Annotated in this window: 14 protein-coding genes; 7 read left to right on the top strand and 7 right to left on the bottom strand. The window is 70.9% G+C overall.

Annotation, left to right across the window (positions count from 1 at the left end):
* Positions 1-236: 236 nt before the first annotated feature.
* The 4 genes from ACQKM2_RS13950 to ACQKM2_RS13935 form a co-directional block, all read right to left on the bottom strand.
* Positions 237-863 carry a GntR family transcriptional regulator gene (locus tag ACQKM2_RS13950; protein ID WP_427709656.1) on the bottom strand — a complete coding sequence of 209 codons (627 nt, stop codon included), beginning with the start codon at positions 861-863 and terminating at the stop codon, positions 237-239.
* A 212-nt stretch (positions 864-1,075) separates the two neighbouring features.
* Positions 1,076-2,821: a 2-oxoglutarate dehydrogenase, E2 component, dihydrolipoamide succinyltransferase gene (sucB, locus tag ACQKM2_RS13945; RefSeq protein WP_427709407.1), complete on the bottom strand. Its 1,746-nt coding sequence runs from the start codon at positions 2,819-2,821 to the stop codon at positions 1,076-1,078.
* Between the two features lie 53 nt (positions 2,822-2,874).
* Positions 2,875-4,263 carry a dihydrolipoyl dehydrogenase gene (lpdA, locus tag ACQKM2_RS13940; RefSeq protein ID WP_125595533.1) on the bottom strand — a complete coding sequence of 463 codons (1,389 nt, stop codon included), beginning with the start codon at positions 4,261-4,263 and terminating at the stop codon, positions 2,875-2,877.
* A gap of 340 nt (positions 4,264-4,603) precedes the next feature.
* On the bottom strand, positions 4,604-6,142 hold the full coding sequence (locus ACQKM2_RS13935; protein WP_427709405.1) for a leucyl aminopeptidase: 1,539 nt from the start codon (positions 6,140-6,142) through the stop codon (positions 4,604-4,606).
* 356 nt (positions 6,143-6,498) lie between these two features.
* Between ACQKM2_RS13935 and ACQKM2_RS13930 the strand changes: the two genes are divergently transcribed.
* The 5 genes from ACQKM2_RS13930 to ACQKM2_RS13910 all read left to right on the top strand — a co-directional run bounded on the left by ACQKM2_RS13930 (position 6,499) and on the right by ACQKM2_RS13910 (position 13,390).
* Positions 6,499-8,526 (top strand): hypothetical protein, encoded by a 2,028-nt coding sequence (locus tag ACQKM2_RS13930; RefSeq protein ID WP_427709404.1) that lies wholly within the window; start codon positions 6,499-6,501, stop codon positions 8,524-8,526.
* Between the two features lie 157 nt (positions 8,527-8,683).
* Complete coding sequence (gene pelF, locus ACQKM2_RS13925) at positions 8,684-10,228, top strand: GT4 family glycosyltransferase PelF (RefSeq protein ID WP_427709402.1); 1,545 nt, start codon at positions 8,684-8,686, stop codon at positions 10,226-10,228.
* Positions 10,225-11,850 carry a hypothetical protein gene (locus ACQKM2_RS13920; protein ID WP_427709400.1) on the top strand — a complete coding sequence of 542 codons (1,626 nt, stop codon included), beginning with the start codon at positions 10,225-10,227 and terminating at the stop codon, positions 11,848-11,850. Before pelF ends, ACQKM2_RS13920 begins: the two co-directional genes overlap by 4 nt.
* 62 nt (positions 11,851-11,912) lie before the next feature.
* Complete coding sequence (locus ACQKM2_RS13915) at positions 11,913-12,566, top strand: spherulation-specific family 4 protein (RefSeq protein WP_427709398.1); 654 nt, start codon at positions 11,913-11,915, stop codon at positions 12,564-12,566.
* A complete protein-coding gene (locus ACQKM2_RS13910) occupies positions 12,563-13,390 on the top strand; it encodes an endo alpha-1,4 polygalactosaminidase (RefSeq protein ID WP_427709396.1) in 828 nt (275 codons plus the stop codon). Before ACQKM2_RS13915 ends, ACQKM2_RS13910 begins: the two co-directional genes overlap by 4 nt.
* Positions 13,391-13,886: 496 nt before the next feature.
* Here the strand turns inward: ACQKM2_RS13910 and ACQKM2_RS13905 are convergent, their stop codons facing one another.
* From ACQKM2_RS13905 to ACQKM2_RS13895, 3 genes are all read right to left on the bottom strand, one after another.
* Positions 13,887-14,570 carry a DUF4937 domain-containing protein gene (locus ACQKM2_RS13905; RefSeq protein WP_427709394.1) on the bottom strand — a complete coding sequence of 228 codons (684 nt, stop codon included), beginning with the start codon at positions 14,568-14,570 and terminating at the stop codon, positions 13,887-13,889.
* A gap of 130 nt (positions 14,571-14,700) precedes the next feature.
* On the bottom strand, positions 14,701-15,015 hold the full coding sequence (locus ACQKM2_RS13900) for a 4a-hydroxytetrahydrobiopterin dehydratase (protein WP_427709392.1): 315 nt from the start codon (positions 15,013-15,015) through the stop codon (positions 14,701-14,703).
* 1 nt (position 15,016) lies between these two features.
* Positions 15,017-16,264: a Twin-arginine translocation pathway signal gene (locus tag ACQKM2_RS13895; protein ID WP_427709390.1), complete on the bottom strand. Its 1,248-nt coding sequence runs from the start codon at positions 16,262-16,264 to the stop codon at positions 15,017-15,019.
* Positions 16,265-16,376: 112 nt separating this feature from the next.
* On the opposite strand from ACQKM2_RS13895, the gene ACQKM2_RS13890 reads away from it, so the two are divergent.
* Both ACQKM2_RS13890 and ACQKM2_RS13885 read left to right on the top strand, forming a co-directional pair.
* Positions 16,377-16,517 (top strand): hypothetical protein, encoded by a 141-nt coding sequence (locus tag ACQKM2_RS13890; RefSeq protein ID WP_427709388.1) that lies wholly within the window; start codon positions 16,377-16,379, stop codon positions 16,515-16,517.
* A complete protein-coding gene (locus tag ACQKM2_RS13885; protein ID WP_427709386.1) occupies positions 16,510-16,764 on the top strand; it encodes a hypothetical protein in 255 nt (84 codons plus the stop codon). The genes ACQKM2_RS13890 and ACQKM2_RS13885 overlap by 8 nt, the downstream gene beginning before the upstream one ends.
* Positions 16,765-17,129 lie beyond the last annotated feature (365 nt).

Below are 17,129 nucleotides of genomic sequence, written 5' to 3'. Positions count from 1 at the left end.
GAAAACCCTGACGGGCAGGACAGGGTCGTTGGACCCGGTTGGGGCCCGCAGTGACTGTAAATCCCTGATCGATGATCGATCAAATAAAAGTGACGAATAATCGACGGCGGGACGAAAGTCGGCACCCGGTGCCATGAAGGCAGGCACCCGGTGCCGGTTTCATCAGTACATGCCACTGGGGCTGGGATCCACTGGAGGATCGCTAAAACCCGCAGGTCAAAGAGGTGTGGAAGCGGTCAGGCGCTACGCGGGGCGCAGCCCAGGACGTGCCGCTTCACCAGAACCCCGATATCGGGGTCCTGGCTGCGGAACGCCGCGACGAGGGCCTCGTGCTCCTCGGCGTAGGACTTCTGCACGGTTCCCAGCCACCGGATGGACAGGGCCGTGAAGACCTCGATGCCCAGGCTCTCCCAGGTGTGCAGCAGCACGCTGTTCCCGGCCGCCCGCACCATCTCCCGGTGGAAGCCCACCGTGTGCCGCACCTGCGCCGTGCCGTCCTGGATCCGGTCGGCCTCCCACAGGGCCTCCACGTGCGGCTCCAGGGCCGAGCAGTCGGCCGCCAGCCTCGGGGCGGCCAGCTCGGCCGCGATCTGCTCCAGACCCGCCCGGACCGGGTAGATCTCCTCCAGGTCGGCCGCCGAGAGGTTCCGTACGCGGACGCCCTTGTTCGGCGCCGACTCGATCAGCCGCAGCGTCTCCAGCTCGCGCAGCGCCTCGCGCACGGGCGTCTGGCTGACCTCCAGCTCCACCGCGATCCGGCGCTCCACGATCCGCTCGCCGGGCTTCCAGCGGCCGCTGACGATCCCCTCCACGATGTGCTCGCGGATCTGCTCGCGCAGCGAGTGCACGACGGGTGGGGTGATCATCGGGTTTCAACTCCTGTGTGTGCGGACACGCGGGGCCTGATGCCTAGACAATAAGGCCGCCGTGGCCTGCTCCGATGCGTTCGTGGTCAGGGACGCAGGGTGAGGCTCGTTACAACGCCGGCACGGCGCGGGCACCAACGACGGCGCCCCCGCCCGGACGAATCCGGACGGGGGCGCCGCAAGCGACAGCCGGGGCTGTGCGCAGGGCCTTACAGGCCGAGCTCGACCTCGAACTCGCCGGCCTCGAGGATCGCCTTGACGGCGGTGAGGTACCGGGCCGCGTCCGCGCCGTCCACCAGGCGGTGGTCGTAGGACAGGGTCAGGTACGTCATGTCGCGGACGCCGATGACGGTGCCCTCCTCGGTCTCGATGACCACGGGACGCTTGACCGTGGCACCGATGCCCAGGATCGCGACCTGGTTCGGCGGAACGATCACCGTGTCGAACAGCGCACCGCGCGAGCCGGTGTTGCTGATGGTGAAGGTCGCGCCGGACAGCTCGTCCGGGGTGATCTTGTTGCCGCGGACCTTGCCGGCCAGGTCGGCGGTCGCCTTGGAGATGCCCGCCAGGTTGAGGTCACCGGCACCCTTGATGACCGGGGTCATCAGGCCCTTCTCGGAGTCCACGGCGATGCCGATGTTCTCCGAGTCGAAGTAGGTGATGGTGCCCTCGTCGTCGTTGATCCGGGCGTTGACGACCGCGTGGGCCTTCAGCGCCTGGGCGGCGGCCTTGACGAAGAACGGCATCGGGGACAGCTTGACGCCCTCGCGGGCGAGGAAGCCGGCCTTGGCCTTCTCGCGCAGCTTCATGATCTTGGTGATGTCCACCTCGACCACGGAGCTGAGCTGCGCCTGCGAGTGCAGGGCCTTCATCATGTTGTCGCCGATGACCTTGCGCATGCGGGTCATCTTGACCGTCTGACCGCGCAGCTCGGACACCGCGGCCGGAGCCTTGGCGGCCGGGGCGGCAGCCGCGGCGGCCGGAGCCGGGGCGGCGGCGGCCTTGGCGGCCTCGGCGGCGGCCAGGACGTCCTGCTTGCGGATGCGGCCACCGACACCGGTGCCCGTGACCGTCGACAGGTTGACGCCGGACTCCGAGGCGAGCTTGCGCACCAGCGGGGTCACGTACGCGCCCTCGTCGCCGGAGACGGCGGCGGGAGCGGCCGGGGCGGCCGGGGTGACCGGAGCCGGAGCGGCGACCGGCGCCGGGGCGGCGACCGGCGCCGGAGCGGCCACGGGGGCCGGGGCGACCGGAGCCGGAGCGGCGGCGGCCGGGGCGGCGGCCGGAGCCGCACCCGCGACGCCGATGACGGCGAGACGGGCGCCGACCTCGGCGGTCTCGTCCTCGGCGACCAGGATCTCCAGCAGGGTGCCGGAGACCGGCGCGGGGATCTCGGTGTCGACCTTGTCCGTGGAGACCTCGAGCAGCGGCTCGTCGGCCTCGACGGACTCGCCGACCTCCTTCAGCCAGCGGGTGACGGTGCCCTCGGTGACCGACTCGCCCAGCGCGGGCAGCACGACGTCGGTACCGGAGGCGGCGCCCGCCGGAGCGGCGGCCGGAGCCGGGGTCTCGGCCGCAGGAGAGGGCGCGGCGGCAGCCGCTCCAGTGGAGCCGTTGCTTGCAACGGGGGCCGGGGCCTCGGCGACGGGGGCCGGAGCGGCCGGGGCCGCGGGGGCCTCGGCGGCGGCCGGGGCGGCAGCGGCGGCCGGGGCGCCGGAGCCGTCGTCGATGACGGCCAGCTCGGCGCCGACCTCGACGGTCTCGTCCTCGGCGACCTTGATGGAGGCCAGGATGCCGGAGACGGGGGAGGGGATCTCGGTGTCGACCTTGTCGGTCGAGACCTCGAGCAGCGGCTCGTCAGCCTCGACGCGCTCGCCCTCGGCCTTGAGCCAACGGGTGACAGTGCCCTCGGTGACGCTCTCGCCGAGCGCCGGAAGGGTTACGGAAACCGACATGGTTTCAGTTGCTCCTAACGAAAGTGCGGAAGTGGTCGTCGCGCCCGTGACGATTAGTCGTGTGCGTGCAGCGGCTTGCCGGCCAGGGCCAGGTGGGCCTCGCCGAGGGCCTCGTTCTGGGTCGGGTGCGCGTGGATGAGCTGCGCGACCTCGGCCGGCAGGGCCTCCCAGTTGTAGATCAGCTGGGCTTCGCCGACCTGCTCGCCCATCCGGTCACCGACCATGTGGACGCCGACCACGGCACCGTCCTTGACCTGGACGAGCTTGATCTCGCCCGCGGTCTTCAGGATCTTGCTCTTGCCGTTGCCCGCCAGGTTGTACTTCAGGGCGACGACCTTGTCCGCGCCGTAGATCTCCTTGGCCTTGGCCTCGGTGATGCCGACCGAGGCGACCTCGGGGTGGCAGTACGTGACGCGCGGGACACCGTCGTAGTCGATCGGCACGGCCTTCAGGCCGGCCAGGCGCTCCGCGACGAGGATGCCCTCGGCAAAGCCGACGTGCGCGAGCTGCAGGGTGGGGACGAGGTCGCCCACGGCCGAGATGGTCGGCACGTTGGTCTGCATGTACTCGTCGACCAGGACGTAGCCGCGGTCCATCGCGACGCCCTGCTCCTCGTAGCCCAGGCCCTGGGAGACCGGGCCGCGGCCGATGGCGACCAGCAGCACCTCGGCCTCGAAGGTCTTGCCGTCGGCCAGCGTGACCTTGACACCGGTCTCGGTGTACTCGGCCGACTGGAAGAAGGTGCCCAGGTTGAACTTGATGCCGCGCTTGCGGAAGGCGCGCTCCAGGATCTTGGAGCTGTTCTCGTCCTCGACCGGGACGAGGTGCTTGAGGCCCTCGATGACGGTGACGTCGGTGCCGAAGGACTTCCACGCCGAGGCGAACTCGACGCCGATGACGCCGCCGCCCAGGATGATCGCGGACTGGGGAACGCGGTCCAGGACCAGCGCGTGGTCCGAGGAGATGATCCGGTTGCCGTCGATGGTCAGGCCCGGCAGCGACTTCGGCACGGAGCCGGTCGCCAGCAGGACGTGGCGGCCCTGGATGCGCTGGCCGTTGACGTCGACGGAGGTCGGGGAGGACAGGCGGCCCTCACCCTCGATGTAGGTCACCTTGCGGGAGGCGACCAGGCCCTGCAGGCCCTTGTACAGGCCCGAGATGACCTCGTCCTTGTACTTGTGCACACCGGCGATGTCAACGCCCTCGAAAGAGGCCTTGATACCGAACTGTCCGGCCTCGCGTGCCTGGTCGGCGATCTCACCGGCGTGCAGCAGAGCCTTCGTGGGGATGCAGCCGTTGTGCAGGCAGGTGCCGCCGAGCTTGTTCTTCTCGATCAGCGCAACGTCGAGACCCAGCTGGGATGCGCGGAGAGCCGCGGCGTAACCGCCACTGCCACCGCCGAGGATCACTAGGTCGAAAACGGTGCTGGCGTCGTTCGCCACGTCACGTCCTCCATGCATGTGCGCCGGGCACCGGTCCTCTGTGACCGGGCGGCGGCTGGTAATCGGCCGCTTGTTTCTTCGGCCCTGTGGTGGGGGCCCTGTCCTGCCGAGAACCCATCTTCGCATTTGTCGGGGGACCGCGGGACGCCGGGCCCCGGGTGTGGACCGTCGTTCTGCCCGAGATCAGGGTTACCCGTGCGTAGAAACCTACTGATCCTCGACGTTTCTTCCAGAGCGAACGCGCCCCGGGACCTCGATGGGGGTCCCGGGGCGCGGCGCGTGTCACAGCGGGCGTCTCACGAGGTGGTACGCGGACGCCCGCGCGACGGGGTCCGGGGCGTCAGCCCAGGTCGCCCGTGGCGGTGCGCTCGGCCAGCCGCACCAGGGTGCGCACGGCGGAGCCGGTGCCGCCCTTGGGGGTGTAGCCGTACGGGGCGCCCTCGTGGAAGGCCGGGCCCGCGATGTCCAGGTGCGCCCAGGTGATGCCCTCGCCGACGAACTCCTGGAGGAAGAGGCCGGCCACCAGGCCGCCGCCCATCCGCACACCCATGTTGGCGATGTCGGCGGTGGGGGAGTCCATGGTCTTGCGCAGGTCCTCGGGGAGCGGCATCGGCCAGGAGGCCTCGCCGACCTCTTCCGCGATCTCGTGGATCGAGGTGCGGAAGGCGTCGTCGTTGGCCATGATCCCGAAGGTGCGGTCGCCGAGCGCCAGCACCATGGCGCCCGTGAGGGTGGCGACGTCGACGATCGCGTCCGGGTTGTCCTCGGAGGCCTTGGTCAGGGCGTCGCCCAGGACCAGGCGGCCCTCGGCGTCCGTGTTCAGGACCTCGACGGTCTTGCCGCTGTACATGCGCAGCACGTCGCCCGGCTTGGTGGCGGAGCCGGAGGGCATGTTCTCGGCGAGCGCGAGCCAGCCGGTGACGTTGACCTGGAGGCCCAGCTTGGCGGCGGCGATGACGGCGGCGAAGACGGCGGCGGCGCCGGACATGTCGCACTTCATCGTCTCGTTGTGGCCGGCCGGCTTCAGGGAGATGCCGCCCGAGTCGTAGGTGATGCCCTTGCCGACGAAGGCGAGGGTCTTCTCCGCCTTGGCGTGGGTGTAGCTGAGCTTCACCAGGCGCGGCGGGTTCTCGGAGCCCTTGCCGACGCCCATGATGCCGCCGTAGCCGCCCTTGACGAGGGCCTTCTCGTCCAGGACCTGGACCTTGACGCCGTTCTCCTTCGCGGTCGCGGAGGCGACGGCGGCGAAGGCCTCGGGGGTGAGGTCGTTCGGCGGGGTGTTGATCAGGTCGCGGGCGACGTTGACCTCGGTGGCGACGACGACGGCGCGCTCGGCCGCGGCCTTGTGCTCCTTGTCGCGCGGCTTGGCGCCGAGCAGGGCCACCTCGGCCAGCGGCTGCTTCGGGCCGCCGTTCTTGTCGGCCTTCCCGTTCTTCTTCTCGCCGCCCTGGTAGGCGGTGAAGGCGTACGCGCCGAGCAGCGCGCCCTCGGCGACGGCGGTGACGGCGGAGGCGTCGTCCAGGGGGAGGGCGAACGCGGCCTTCTTCGAGCCGTGCAGGGCGCGGGCGGCGGAGCCGGCGGCGCGGCGCAGGGCCTCCTCGTCGAAGGACTCGTCCTGCTCAGGCGCCGTACCGAGGCCGACCGCCAGCACGACCGGGGCCTTGAGGCCGGCCGGGGCGGGCAGCTTGGTGGTCTCGCCCTCGGCGCCCGTGGCGCCGAGCGAGTCGAGCACGGCGGCGAGCTTTCCGTCGAACGCCTTGTCCACGGCCTCGGCGCCTGCGGCCACGACGAGGCCCTTCGGGCCCTTCGCCACGCCGACCACGAGGGCGTCGGCGCGCAGCGTCGCAGCGCCGGCAGTGCTGAGAGTCAGAGCAGTCACGGTGGTGAAGTCTCGCTTCCGTTTGTGTTAGTGGGCGCTTGGGTCGCGTCGGGGTCACCGGCCGCTCCGCAGCGATCGTATTCGGGCCCGGCGGCCGCCGGAAACGAGCCTACGCGCAGGTAGACGTCCGTACGCCACTACAAGGTTTGTCAAGTTGTTCGATCAACGCGCCATCAGGTTCACCCATCTGTGGACTCTGCTCCAGGTTTGCCCTTTAGAGCTGACGGGGTCCGAGAGACTCGCATCACTCTCGCAAGGGGACGTGGGGTCCTTTTGCATGATTTCCACAGTGCCTCCCCGGCCCGGCCGTCCGCCATGGGCCGTCGTCGAGGGATGCCTGCGGGGGGAAGGCCGAAATGGTCAACAAGAACCGGATGAACAGGGCCGCCGCGGCGATGGCGGCGGCAGCCCTGATGTCCGTGGCAGTACCCGCCGCGACCGCCCAGGCGGCGGCCGCGACACCGCGCATCGACCTGAAGGTGCTCGTCGTCGACGACGGCGGCAGCTCGGTCGGCGCGATCACAGCGCAGCTCAAGGACACCGGCGTCCCCTACACCCGGGTCGACCTCGGCGCTTCCGGCCGCCCCGTCATCGACGCCGCGTTCCTCGCCGACACCGTCGACGGCCGCCCCCGGGCCAAGTACCAGGGGGTCGTCCTGCCCAACGAGAACCCCTTCGGCCAGGGCTCCGCCGAGATGGCGGCGCTCACCGCGTACGAGACGACGTACGGGATCCGCCAGGTCGACGCCTACACCTGGGCCCACCCGGGGGTCGGGCTGGAGTACACGGACAACGGCGGCTACAGCGGCCAGCTCGACGGCACCCAGGCCGCCGTCACCGCCGCCGGCAAGGCGGGCCCCTTCGGCTACCTCGGCGGTCAGGTCACCTTCGAGGACAACTCCGCCATGGTCCCGGAGAGCTACGGCTTCATGGGCAAGCCCCGCACCGGCTACACCAGCTACCTCGACGCCCCCGTCACCGGCGGCCGCGCCTCCCTCGTCGGCGAGTACACCCACGACGGACGCAGCGAACTCGTCGTCACCTTCGGCTACAACCAGTACCAGCAGCAGTTCCGGCTGCTGGCCCGCGGCATCGTCGACTGGCTCACCCAGGGCGTCCACCTCGGGCAGGAGCGCAGCTACTTCGCCGTCCACGTCGACGACGTCTTCGCCCCCGACGCCCGCTGGAGCAAGGAGCTCAACTGCACCCCCGGCGACTACGCCTGCGCCGGCGGCGAGGGCAAGGAGAGCACCATCCGGATGACCGCCGCCGACGCCCAGTACGCGGCGCAGTGGCAGACGTCCAAGAACTTCAAGCTGGACATGCTCTTCAACGCGGGCGCCGGCGAGGAGTGGAAGGCCGAGAACGGCGGCACCGACGCGATGACCGCCCAGCTCGTCGCCGACCGGGCCAAGTTCCGCTGGATGAACCACACCTACACGCACCCCTTCCTCGGCTGCGTCCAGGACACCAGCGCCAACCCCTGGGCCTGCACCAAGAACGCCCAGGGCGCCACCAACTGGATGAGCCGCGCCGACATCTCCGCCCAGATCCGCGACAACAACAACTGGGCCGCGGCCAAGGGCATCACCCTCGACCGCTCCGAGCTGGTCACCGGCGAGCACTCCGGCCTCAAGACCCTCCCGCAGCAGCCCCAGGACAACCCCAACCTGGCCGGCGCCCTCGCCGACAACGGGGTCAAGTGGGCGGGCAGCGACAACTCCCGCGAGCCCGACCAGCGGGCCGTCGGCGCCGCCCTGACCGTCCCCCGCCATCCGATGAACGTGTACTACAACACGGGCACCAACGCGGAGATGGCCGACGAGTACAACTGGATCTACACCAGCCGTGCCGACGGCGGCAGCGGCGTCTGCGAGGACAACCCGGCCACCTCCACCTGCCTGCCGGCCCCGCTGGACACCAACACCGGCTACCTGAACTACATCGTCCCCGCCGAAGCGCGCACCGCCATGCGCCACGTGCTGGCCAACGACCCCCGGCCGCACTACGTCCACCAGTCCAACCTCGCCGAGGACCGCACCCTCTACCCGGTGCTCAACCAGGTCCTCGACACCTACCGCGCGCTCTACGCGCCCAGCGCGCCGATCGTCAACCAGAGCATGAAGGACACCGGCGTCGAGCTCCAGCGCCGCGCCGCCTGGAACAAGGCCGTCGCCGACGGCAAGGTGACCGCCTACAAGATCGGCAAGGACGTCGTCGTCAAGGCCCCCTCCGGAGTCGTCGCCCCGGTCACCGCCCCGAACGGCACGAAGAAGCAGCTGCTCCTGGGCACCGCCGACTTCGGCACCGCCTACGCCGGCAACCGGTCCGCCTGGACGGCCCCCGAGGTGCTCCAGTCGCAGGTCACCCTCAAGCTCCTCTGACCCGGCCGCACCACCCGTACCACCCGCGCGACCCGTCCCGGCCGTACTGCCCGTACCGCCGCCCGGACGACCCGCGGCACACGTAACACCCAGAGCCGGCGCTCCACGCACGCACCACGGGCGCCGGCCCCTTTTCCGTCCTGGGGGGACACACCACATGAGCCATGGGCGTCATGTCACCATGCTCACCGAAGGCACCTACCCGCACGTCCACGGCGGCGTCAGCACCTGGTGCGACCAGCTGGTACGCGGCATGCCGGAGGTCGACTTCAACGTCATAGCCCTCACCGGCTCCGGACGAGAGCCGGTCACCTGGGAGCTGCCGCGCAACGTCTACCGGCACACCGCGGTCCCGCTCTGGGGCCCGCCGCCCGCCCGCACCCGCCGCACGGCCCTGCGCGGCAGGGCCCGCCGCCGCTTCACCGAAACGTACGAAACCTTCCTGCTCTCCCTCATCGACCCCGCACACGGGGGCTTCTCCGAGGCCCTGGGCGAACTCACCCGCCTCGCACGCGCCGGCCGCCTCGCCCCCGCCCTGCGCTCCGAAGCGGTCCTGCGCCTGCTGATGACCGTATGGACCCGCCCCGGCCTGGTCACCGCCGCCGCCGAACCCACGGTCCACGACGCGCTCACCGCCACCGACCTGCTGGAACACGCCCTGCGCCCGCTCGCGGTACGGATCCCGCCCGACAGCGTCGCCCACGCCGTCAGCAGCGGCCTCGCCACCCTCCCCGCCCTCGCCGCCAAACGCCTCGACGGAGTGCCCTTCCTCCTCACCGAGCACGGCATCTACCTGCGCGAGCGCTACCTCGGCTACCGCACCGCCGCCCAGCGCTGGCCCGTCAAGGCCCTGATGCTCGGCTTCTACCGCGAGCTCAACTCCGAGGGCTACCGGCAGGCCGACCTGATCACCCCCTGCAACCAGTACAACCGCCGCTGGGAAGAACGCGGAGGCGCCGACTCCGAACGGATCCGCACCGTCTACAACGGCGTCGACCCGCACGCCTTCCCCGAAGCCGGACCCGAACCGGACGTCCCCACCCTCAGCTGGTGCGGCCGCATCGACCCCATCAAGGACCTCGAAACCCTCATCCGCGCCTACGCGTTCATGCGTGAGGAACTCCCCGCCCTGCGCCTGCGCCTCTTCGGACCCGTCCCGGCCGGCTGCGAGGACTACAGACTCCGCCTGGAGAAACTCGCCGCCGAACTCGGCGTCACCGACGGCATCACCTACGAGGGCCGCATCGACCAGGTCGCCAAGGCCTACGCCGCCGGCTCCGTCGTCATGCTCTCCAGCATCAGCGAAGGCTTCCCCTTCAGCATCATCGAAGCCATGTCCTGCGGCCGCACCACCGTCTCCACCGACGTCGGAGGCGTCCGCGAAGCCGTCGGCGACACCGGCCTCGTCGTCCCGCCCCGCGAACCCGAGACCATGGCCCGCGCCACCCTCGCCCTCCTCCGCGACGACGAACGCCGCGCCGAACTCGGCCGGATGTCCCGCCGCCGGGTCGTCGAGAAGTTCACCCTCCACCAGTCCGTCGACGGCTTCCGGCACATCTACCGCGAACTCGCCGACCAGACGCGTCCCGGCCGGCACGTCCTGCCCGTCCGCACCCACGGCGACTGGACCCGGCGGATCACCGACCCCTGGTCCCAGGACCCCCGCAACAAGGAACTCGCGGCCGACGGGAGCATGTGGTGAGCGGATCCCTCTGGCTCAAGCCCCCCGGCCCCGAAGGCACCTGGGTCCACGTCGGCCACCCGGCCCCCGCCGGCCGCACCGACACCCCCGCCGGCCGCACCGACACCCTCCCCGAACTGCCCCGGCCCCGCCCCGGCGGGCCCGGGACCCCGGCCGCCGACGCCGGAAGCCCGGCCGCCGACCCCATGGACGAACTCGCCGACCGGCTCGGCGCGTTCGCCGGTGCGGCCGTCCACCCCGACGAGATCGCCGCCATCCTCGAATCCGACGGCATGACCGACGAACACATCCGCCTCACCTACGGCCGCCAGGACTCCTTCGCCCTCGCCGAAGACCTCTACGCCCGCGTCCCCCGCACCTTCCCCGAACCCGACCGGCTCCCCGACCCCTGGAAGGTCTCCCTCACCGCCTGCCTGCTCCGCGGCCTGATCTTCGCCCTGCCCGGCCTCGCCTACGTCCTCGGCGCACCCCTCCTCGAAGGTCCGCCCGACCGGCTCGGACTGCCCGCCGGCACCCTCACCCTGCTCGCCGGAGCCCTCATCGGCTGGGTCTGGGACCAGAGCCTGTCCCACCGCGCCTACTCCTGGCTCGGCCTCGGCGACCGGGCCGCCGCCGGACGCACCCTCCTCGTCGGAGCCCCCGCCGGCGCCCTCCTCGGCACCGCCGCCGCCTTCGCCGTCCCCGGCGGGCCGCCGTTCTCGTACGCCTTCGCCGCAGGCCAGGCCGTCTACGTCGGTGCCGCCACCGTGCTCCTGGTACTGGGCCGCGAACGGCTGCTGCTCGCCGCACTCGGCCCCATGGCCGCCGGAGCGGTCCTCTCCCTGTTCACCGACCCGCCCGTGCCCGTACGCGTCACCCTGCTCCTCGTGTCCCTGCTGGCCGCCTGCACCCTCGCCCTGCGGGAGCTGCCGCTCGCCAAGGGCGTACGGGCCGGGGTGCGCAGGATCCACCGCTGGGCGGAACGCCGCCCCGGCGAAGGCGGCCCGGTCCGCTGGCGGATGCTGCGCGGCGCCGAGGAGGACCACACCCGGCGCGGACCCCGCATCGGAGACTCCGCCCCCTACGGGGTGTTCGGCCTCGGCACCGGCCTGCTCGTCCTGTACGCCGCGCTGGGGGAGGTGCTCAGCGGCGGCCCCGCCGAAGCCGTCGCCGCACCCTCCGCGGTCGCCCTCACCCTCAGCATGGGCCCCGCCGAATGGCTCCTCCACCGCTTCCGCAGCGGCAGCCTCGCCGGGCTGCGGGCGGCCCGCTCACCCGGCGCGTTCTGGCGCCGGATGCTCGCCACCCTGGCCCGCTGCCTCAGCGTGTACCTGGCGGTGCTGCTCGTCCTCGGCGTCACCGGCACCCTGCTGTGGCCGCACGCCCCCGGCCTCACCGGACTCCGCATCGCCACCCTGCTGCTGCTCGGCACCGTGATGTGGACCGGGCTGCTCCTGCAGTCCTTCGGCGCGGTCCGCCCCGCCGCCGTCGTCTGCTCCGGCGCGGCCTTCGCCCAGAGCCTGGCCCTGCTCGCCGGCATCGGACAACCCCGCCTGGTCCAGCTGGCGGTGGCCGGCACCGCGGCGGCCGCCCTGGCCTTCCTGGTCTGCCTGCTCCTCGGGCGCGCCACGGCACACCGGTGACGCGGGAAGACAAAGGAAGACGAAGGAAGACGAAGGAACAGGAAGGAAAAGGTAGGAACCCCATGCTGCTGGTGCCGCTCTACGAGCACCCCGCCGACCGGCCCGAGGAGTGGGACCGGCTCATCCGCTCCGCCGGACAACTCCACTCGGTGGTGCTCAACCCCGACAGCGGCCCCGGCCGGGCCCCCGACGAACGGTTCGCCGCCGTCGCCGCCCGGCTCCGCGACGCGGGCGTACCCGTCCTCGGCTACACCGACACCGACTACGGGCGCCGCCCGCACGCGGCCGTCGTCCAAGACCTGCTGCGCCACCGCGACTGGTACGGGGCCGACGGCGCCTTCCTCGACCAGGCCGCCGCCGATCCGGAACTCCTCCCGCACTACGGCCGGCTCGCCGTCGCGGCCAGGGCCGCGGGCGCCCGTACGCTCGTCCTGAACCACGGAGTCCACCCCCACCCCGGGTACCTCCGGCTCGCCGACCTGCTCGTCACCTTCGAAGGCCCCTGGGACGCCTACCGCGACCAGGCCGCCACCCCGCCCCCGTGGACCGCCGACCACCCCGCCGGGCGGTTCTGCCACCTCGTGTACGCCGTCCCGCCGGACGCCCCCGCCGCCGAACTCGCCGCCGAGCGCCACGCGGGAGTGCACTGCGCGGTCCCCGGCACCGGGGCCCACCCGTGGGGCACCCTCCCGTACGCCTTGGAGGCAGCCGGATGAAGCGTTTCACCACTGCGGTCGTGGCCGGCCTGCTCCTCCTGGCGGCGGCGGCCTGCACCGCCGAGCCCGACGACGACTCCGAGACCCCGGCCCCCGGCCCCTCCTGGCCCGCCCAGAAGCCGGGGGAGCGCTGGCAACCCCGGCCCGGCACGCCCTGGCAGTGGCAGCTCACCGGCAAGCTGGACACGTCGGTGGACGTGCCGGTGTACGACGTCGACGGGTTCAACACGACGAAGGAGCAGGTCGCGGCCCTGAAGGAGCAGGGCCGCCGCACCATCTGCTACATCTCCACCGGCGCCTGGGAGGACTTCCGCCCCGACGCGGCCGACTTCCCGGACTCCCTGCTGGGCAAGGGCAACGGCTGGGAGGGCGAACGCTGGCTCGACATCCGCCGCACGGCGGAGCTGGAACCGCTGATGGCGAAACGCTTCGACATGTGCCGAGACAAGGGCTTCGACGCGGTCGAGCCCGACAACATGGACGCCTACCGCAACGACTCGGGTTTCCCGCTCACCGCTGACGACCAGCTGGGGTTCAACCGCCTCATCGCGAAACTCGCCCACGACCGGGGCATGGCCGCCGGCCTCAAGAACGACCTCGACCAGATCCCGCAGCTGGTCGGCGACTACGACTTCGCGGTCAACGAACAGTGCGCCCAGTACGACGAGTGCGAGACCCTGACCCCCTTCATCAAGGCGGGCAAAGCCGTCTTCCACGTCGAGTACGAACTCCGGACGAACCGCTTCTGCAACCAGTCCAGGCGCCTGCAACTCAGCTCCCTGGAAAAGAAGCAGGACCTGGGAGCGTGGCGCAAGACGTGCTGACGGAGCCCACGGCCCGGGGGTTGGGGGCGGGATCCCCCTGGCCCGGATCAGGGAGGGTTTGGGGGTTTCCCGTCAGTCCCATCGTCCTTCCGTGTCGGGCCGCCCTGTCAAGGGCGCTCCCTTCGGTCGCGTCGCTTCGCGATGTCGCTGCGCTCCACCCTTGACAGGCCGTCCCGCCCCGGAAAGCCGAAAGACTGCCGGGAAACCCCCAAAAGGAACGGTCACAGGGGGAGACGAGCGAGAAGCGGCCCCGTCGGAGACGAGACGAGGGACCGGGCGCCGGCACACCACGCATACGGCCCCTCAGATGTCCTGACCCCGGGCCGGGGGCCCGACTACCCGCACGAGAAGCCGACCAAAGCAGCCGAGGCAGCGGACGGGCGCGACAGATCGCTACGCGCTCCTCATCTCTCAGCGTCCGACGACCGCCTGGGGCTGATACCTACACCGGAGGACGAACAGACCAGCCGAGGCAGCCGACAGACGCGTCAGATCGCTACGCGCTTCTGTGATCTCGGCGGCCGGCGGCAGTCTTGGCCTGGTGCCCGGTCGACGGTGGCAGGACGCGCCAGGTCGTCTCAAGTGGCAACGTGTGGCCGGTCATCGACTGGATGTCGCTCTCCAATGCCACGCGGGAGCGCAGGGCCTGCAGATGCCGGGTGGTGTAGCGGTGGTGAGCTGCGGAGCTGGACCACAGGGTGGTGACCAGGTAGCGGTCTGCCTCCAGCCGGGTGACGAAACCCGTGAGCATGCCGCCGGCCGCTGCCATGCCTGGAGCCCACACCGTGCTCTGGACATCGAGGAAATGCTCCTGGCGTCCGGGTAGTAGTCGGCAGTCGGCGACCCTCAGGAGAGTGGCACGTTCAAGAGCGTGGGGCGGTTCTGTCTCACCGGGCATCTCCAAGACGACCTCGCCGGTGGCGACCTCGATCGCGGAGTAGCTGGAGCTCTGCCGGTTGTCGGCGATCACCGAGTCGTGCCGCTCCTGCATGAAGCCGAGGTACGCCTCCGCATCGGTCCACAATCCCAGCACGTGAGCACAGTCGGTGCCCGGGTCCCAGCCGCCGACCTGCCCGACCAAACCTGGTTGATCACTGATCGTCGACCAGATGCCCTGGGCCGCAGAGAACTCTCCCCGCGCGGTCACCGGCACCTTGCAACTGATCCATTTGCCCCACATGAGCAGCTTCCCTCCCAGGCGCGAACCCGACGAACCAACGTGAGGAATCATCGATCGCGGACCCCGACCGACGTATCGGCCGATGGACGCAGCAAGCCTGGGACCAGCGAAGTAAGACCTGCGGACCGGCTCAGTCCAGGGGGAGTGACTGATGGGCGGCGACGATCGCGTCGATGCGGTGGGCGAGGTCGAAGTCGGCTGCGGTGAGACGGTACCCGGCGTCGTGGGTGGTGATCGTCGCCCGCAGGTGGTCGATCCGCAGGTCCAAGTCGGCGTGGTGCTGGATGCGCCTGGACCGGTCGGCGATGGTGACGATGACTGCCACGGCGGCGTGGTAGCGGATCTCGTAGGTGCGTGTGATCTCGTCGCCCTTGCGCTCCCAGCCCGGCAGGCCGGCCAGGTTCTCGGCGATCTGCTCGTCGGTCAGGACTGTCGGTACGCCCATGTCAGCTCCCCTTGCCAACCGGCGCCAGGACCTCGGCGAGGTCCCGGCCTACGGGGGCATCGTGCCACGGGCGCATGGCCCGTTCCAGGGTGAGCAGTTCGCGGACCATGCGTGCGGATCGGGTCTCGATGGCGATGCCGACGGCTTCGCGGGCGATTTCCACCGCGTGATCGGGTTCCCGTGCGGTCGCGGCGGAGGTGGCGTGCCGGGCGAGGTAGACGCCACGGTCCCGCCGTGCGCTCGCGGGGACGATGTCGAGGACCTGTGCCCAGAGCGCGTCCGCTTCCCTGCCGAGGCCGAGTCGCCCGTAGCAGGTGGCGCGTTGGACCTCCAGGTATCCGGGTGTCCTGCGGCAGGCGTTGCCCCAGGGAAGGTCGTCGTCGACGCCGGACAGCAATCCGTCGGCGGTGTCGATGAGCCGATCCACGGTGGTTCGGTCGCCGGTCAGGCTGGCGCCGTGGGCCTGCTGCTGCATGGCCATGACGCGGATCTTGGGCAGGAGCCCGCCCGACACGTCCAGGGCGGCCTCGCAGAGGTCGATCACGCCGTACCCGTCGCTCAGATCCGTCCGGACGTGCGCCTGGTTGACGAGGCTGTACCCGATGAGCTGGGGGTCACGGGACCGGACGGCCGTCTCCTGCGTGACACCGCGCCAGAAAGAGGCGGCACCGAGATCGCCCGCGTCCTGGTAGAGCCATCCCACGAGCGCGGCATAGGCGGCCCCCGCTCGCAGAAGTCCCTGGCGCACCTCGCCCTTCGCGGAGCGGATCAGCTTGTCGATCAGCTGGTACTGCGCGCTGACGGTACCGATCAGGTCGTGCGGGCCGAGATACATGTCGGCCCGGTAATGCCCTTCGAGCTGCTGCTCGAAGTAGTCGATGAGTGCCGGGTCCACGTGTTGGGGCGACATCGGCCCGGGAACGAGGGCTGCGGCTGTGACGGAGACGAACTGTCTTCTGTTCACGTCTTCCTCTTGACGGGCCTCGGGGCGAATCCAGCCGGCGGGCACGCTGAATCCGAGATCCTCGGGCCAGCGGCCCAGCGCGTCGTGCAGCACGATCGCGGTCTCCTCAGGAGGCCAGCCCGGCCGCTCGCCTTCCCATCGCCGCCAGGTGCGCGGCGACACCTCGAAGTGCCGGTCCTGCAGAAGCCGCCGCCCGTGCTCGGACAGGTTCTTCGCCGCCTGGTCCATGGTGCGCCAGCCGGCGCGCAGTCTCGCCGCCCGCAGTGCGTCATTGCGTTGGCTCATGGATCCAGCTTGAGGCGTCATCGCACCCATCCGCTTCCGTGGCCGCCACGTGGCCACCGATGGCCACACGGCGACCTGTCCGCCCCTGCGCCTGCCCGCTCATCATCTCCGCATGACGACGAACAGCGCAGAGGAACAACCCGAGTTGCGGGGATGCTGTCATCCCAGCCCCGGACTGATCGCCCGCGCGGCAGCCGGATGGGAGAGGTTCCTGCGCAGCGCAGCTGAGGAAGCGGAGCAGGGCGATGAGTGAGCAGTACGAGTACGTTCCCCATCGCCTCCTTCGCCGCCGTGTCCGCGACATCGCCTCCGGCGTCGAGGGCGAGCTGATGGCCGTGATCAACGAGAACGTCTCCGACACCAGTATCGAGCGCTGGATGGAGCTGGCCTACATCCGGGGCGCCTCCGGTCGCGAATTCACCACCGCCGCCGCCAACGTCGAACCCGCCTGCGACCAGCCCCAGGCGGCCGCCGGACGCCGAGATCAGAGAAGCGCGTAGCGATCTGTCGCGCCTGTCGGCTCCCTGGGCTGGTCTTTTCGGCCTCTGGTGTAGGCATCAGCCCCGGACGGTCGTCGGACGCTGAGGCGGGAGGAGCGCGTAGCGATCTGTCGCGCCCGCCCGCTCCCTGGGCTGGTCTGGTCGGCCTCTCGTGCGGGTGGCCGCGCCCCCGGCCCGGAGTCAGGACATCTGAGGGCCCGGATGCTCGGCGTGCCGGCCCCCGGCCACTCGCCTCATCTCCGACGGAACCGCTTCTCGTTCGTCTCCCCTTGTGACCGTTCCTTTTGGGGGTTTCCCGGCAGTCTTTCGGCTTTCCGGTTCGGGCCGGTCGGTCAAGGGTGGCCGAAGGCCATCGCGAAGCGACG

Source organism: Streptomyces sp. NPDC004126 (assembly GCF_050275515.1).
Taxonomy (GTDB): Bacteria; Actinomycetota; Actinomycetes; order Streptomycetales; family Streptomycetaceae; genus Streptomyces.
This window is presented reverse-complemented; position numbering and strand designations above follow the sequence as displayed.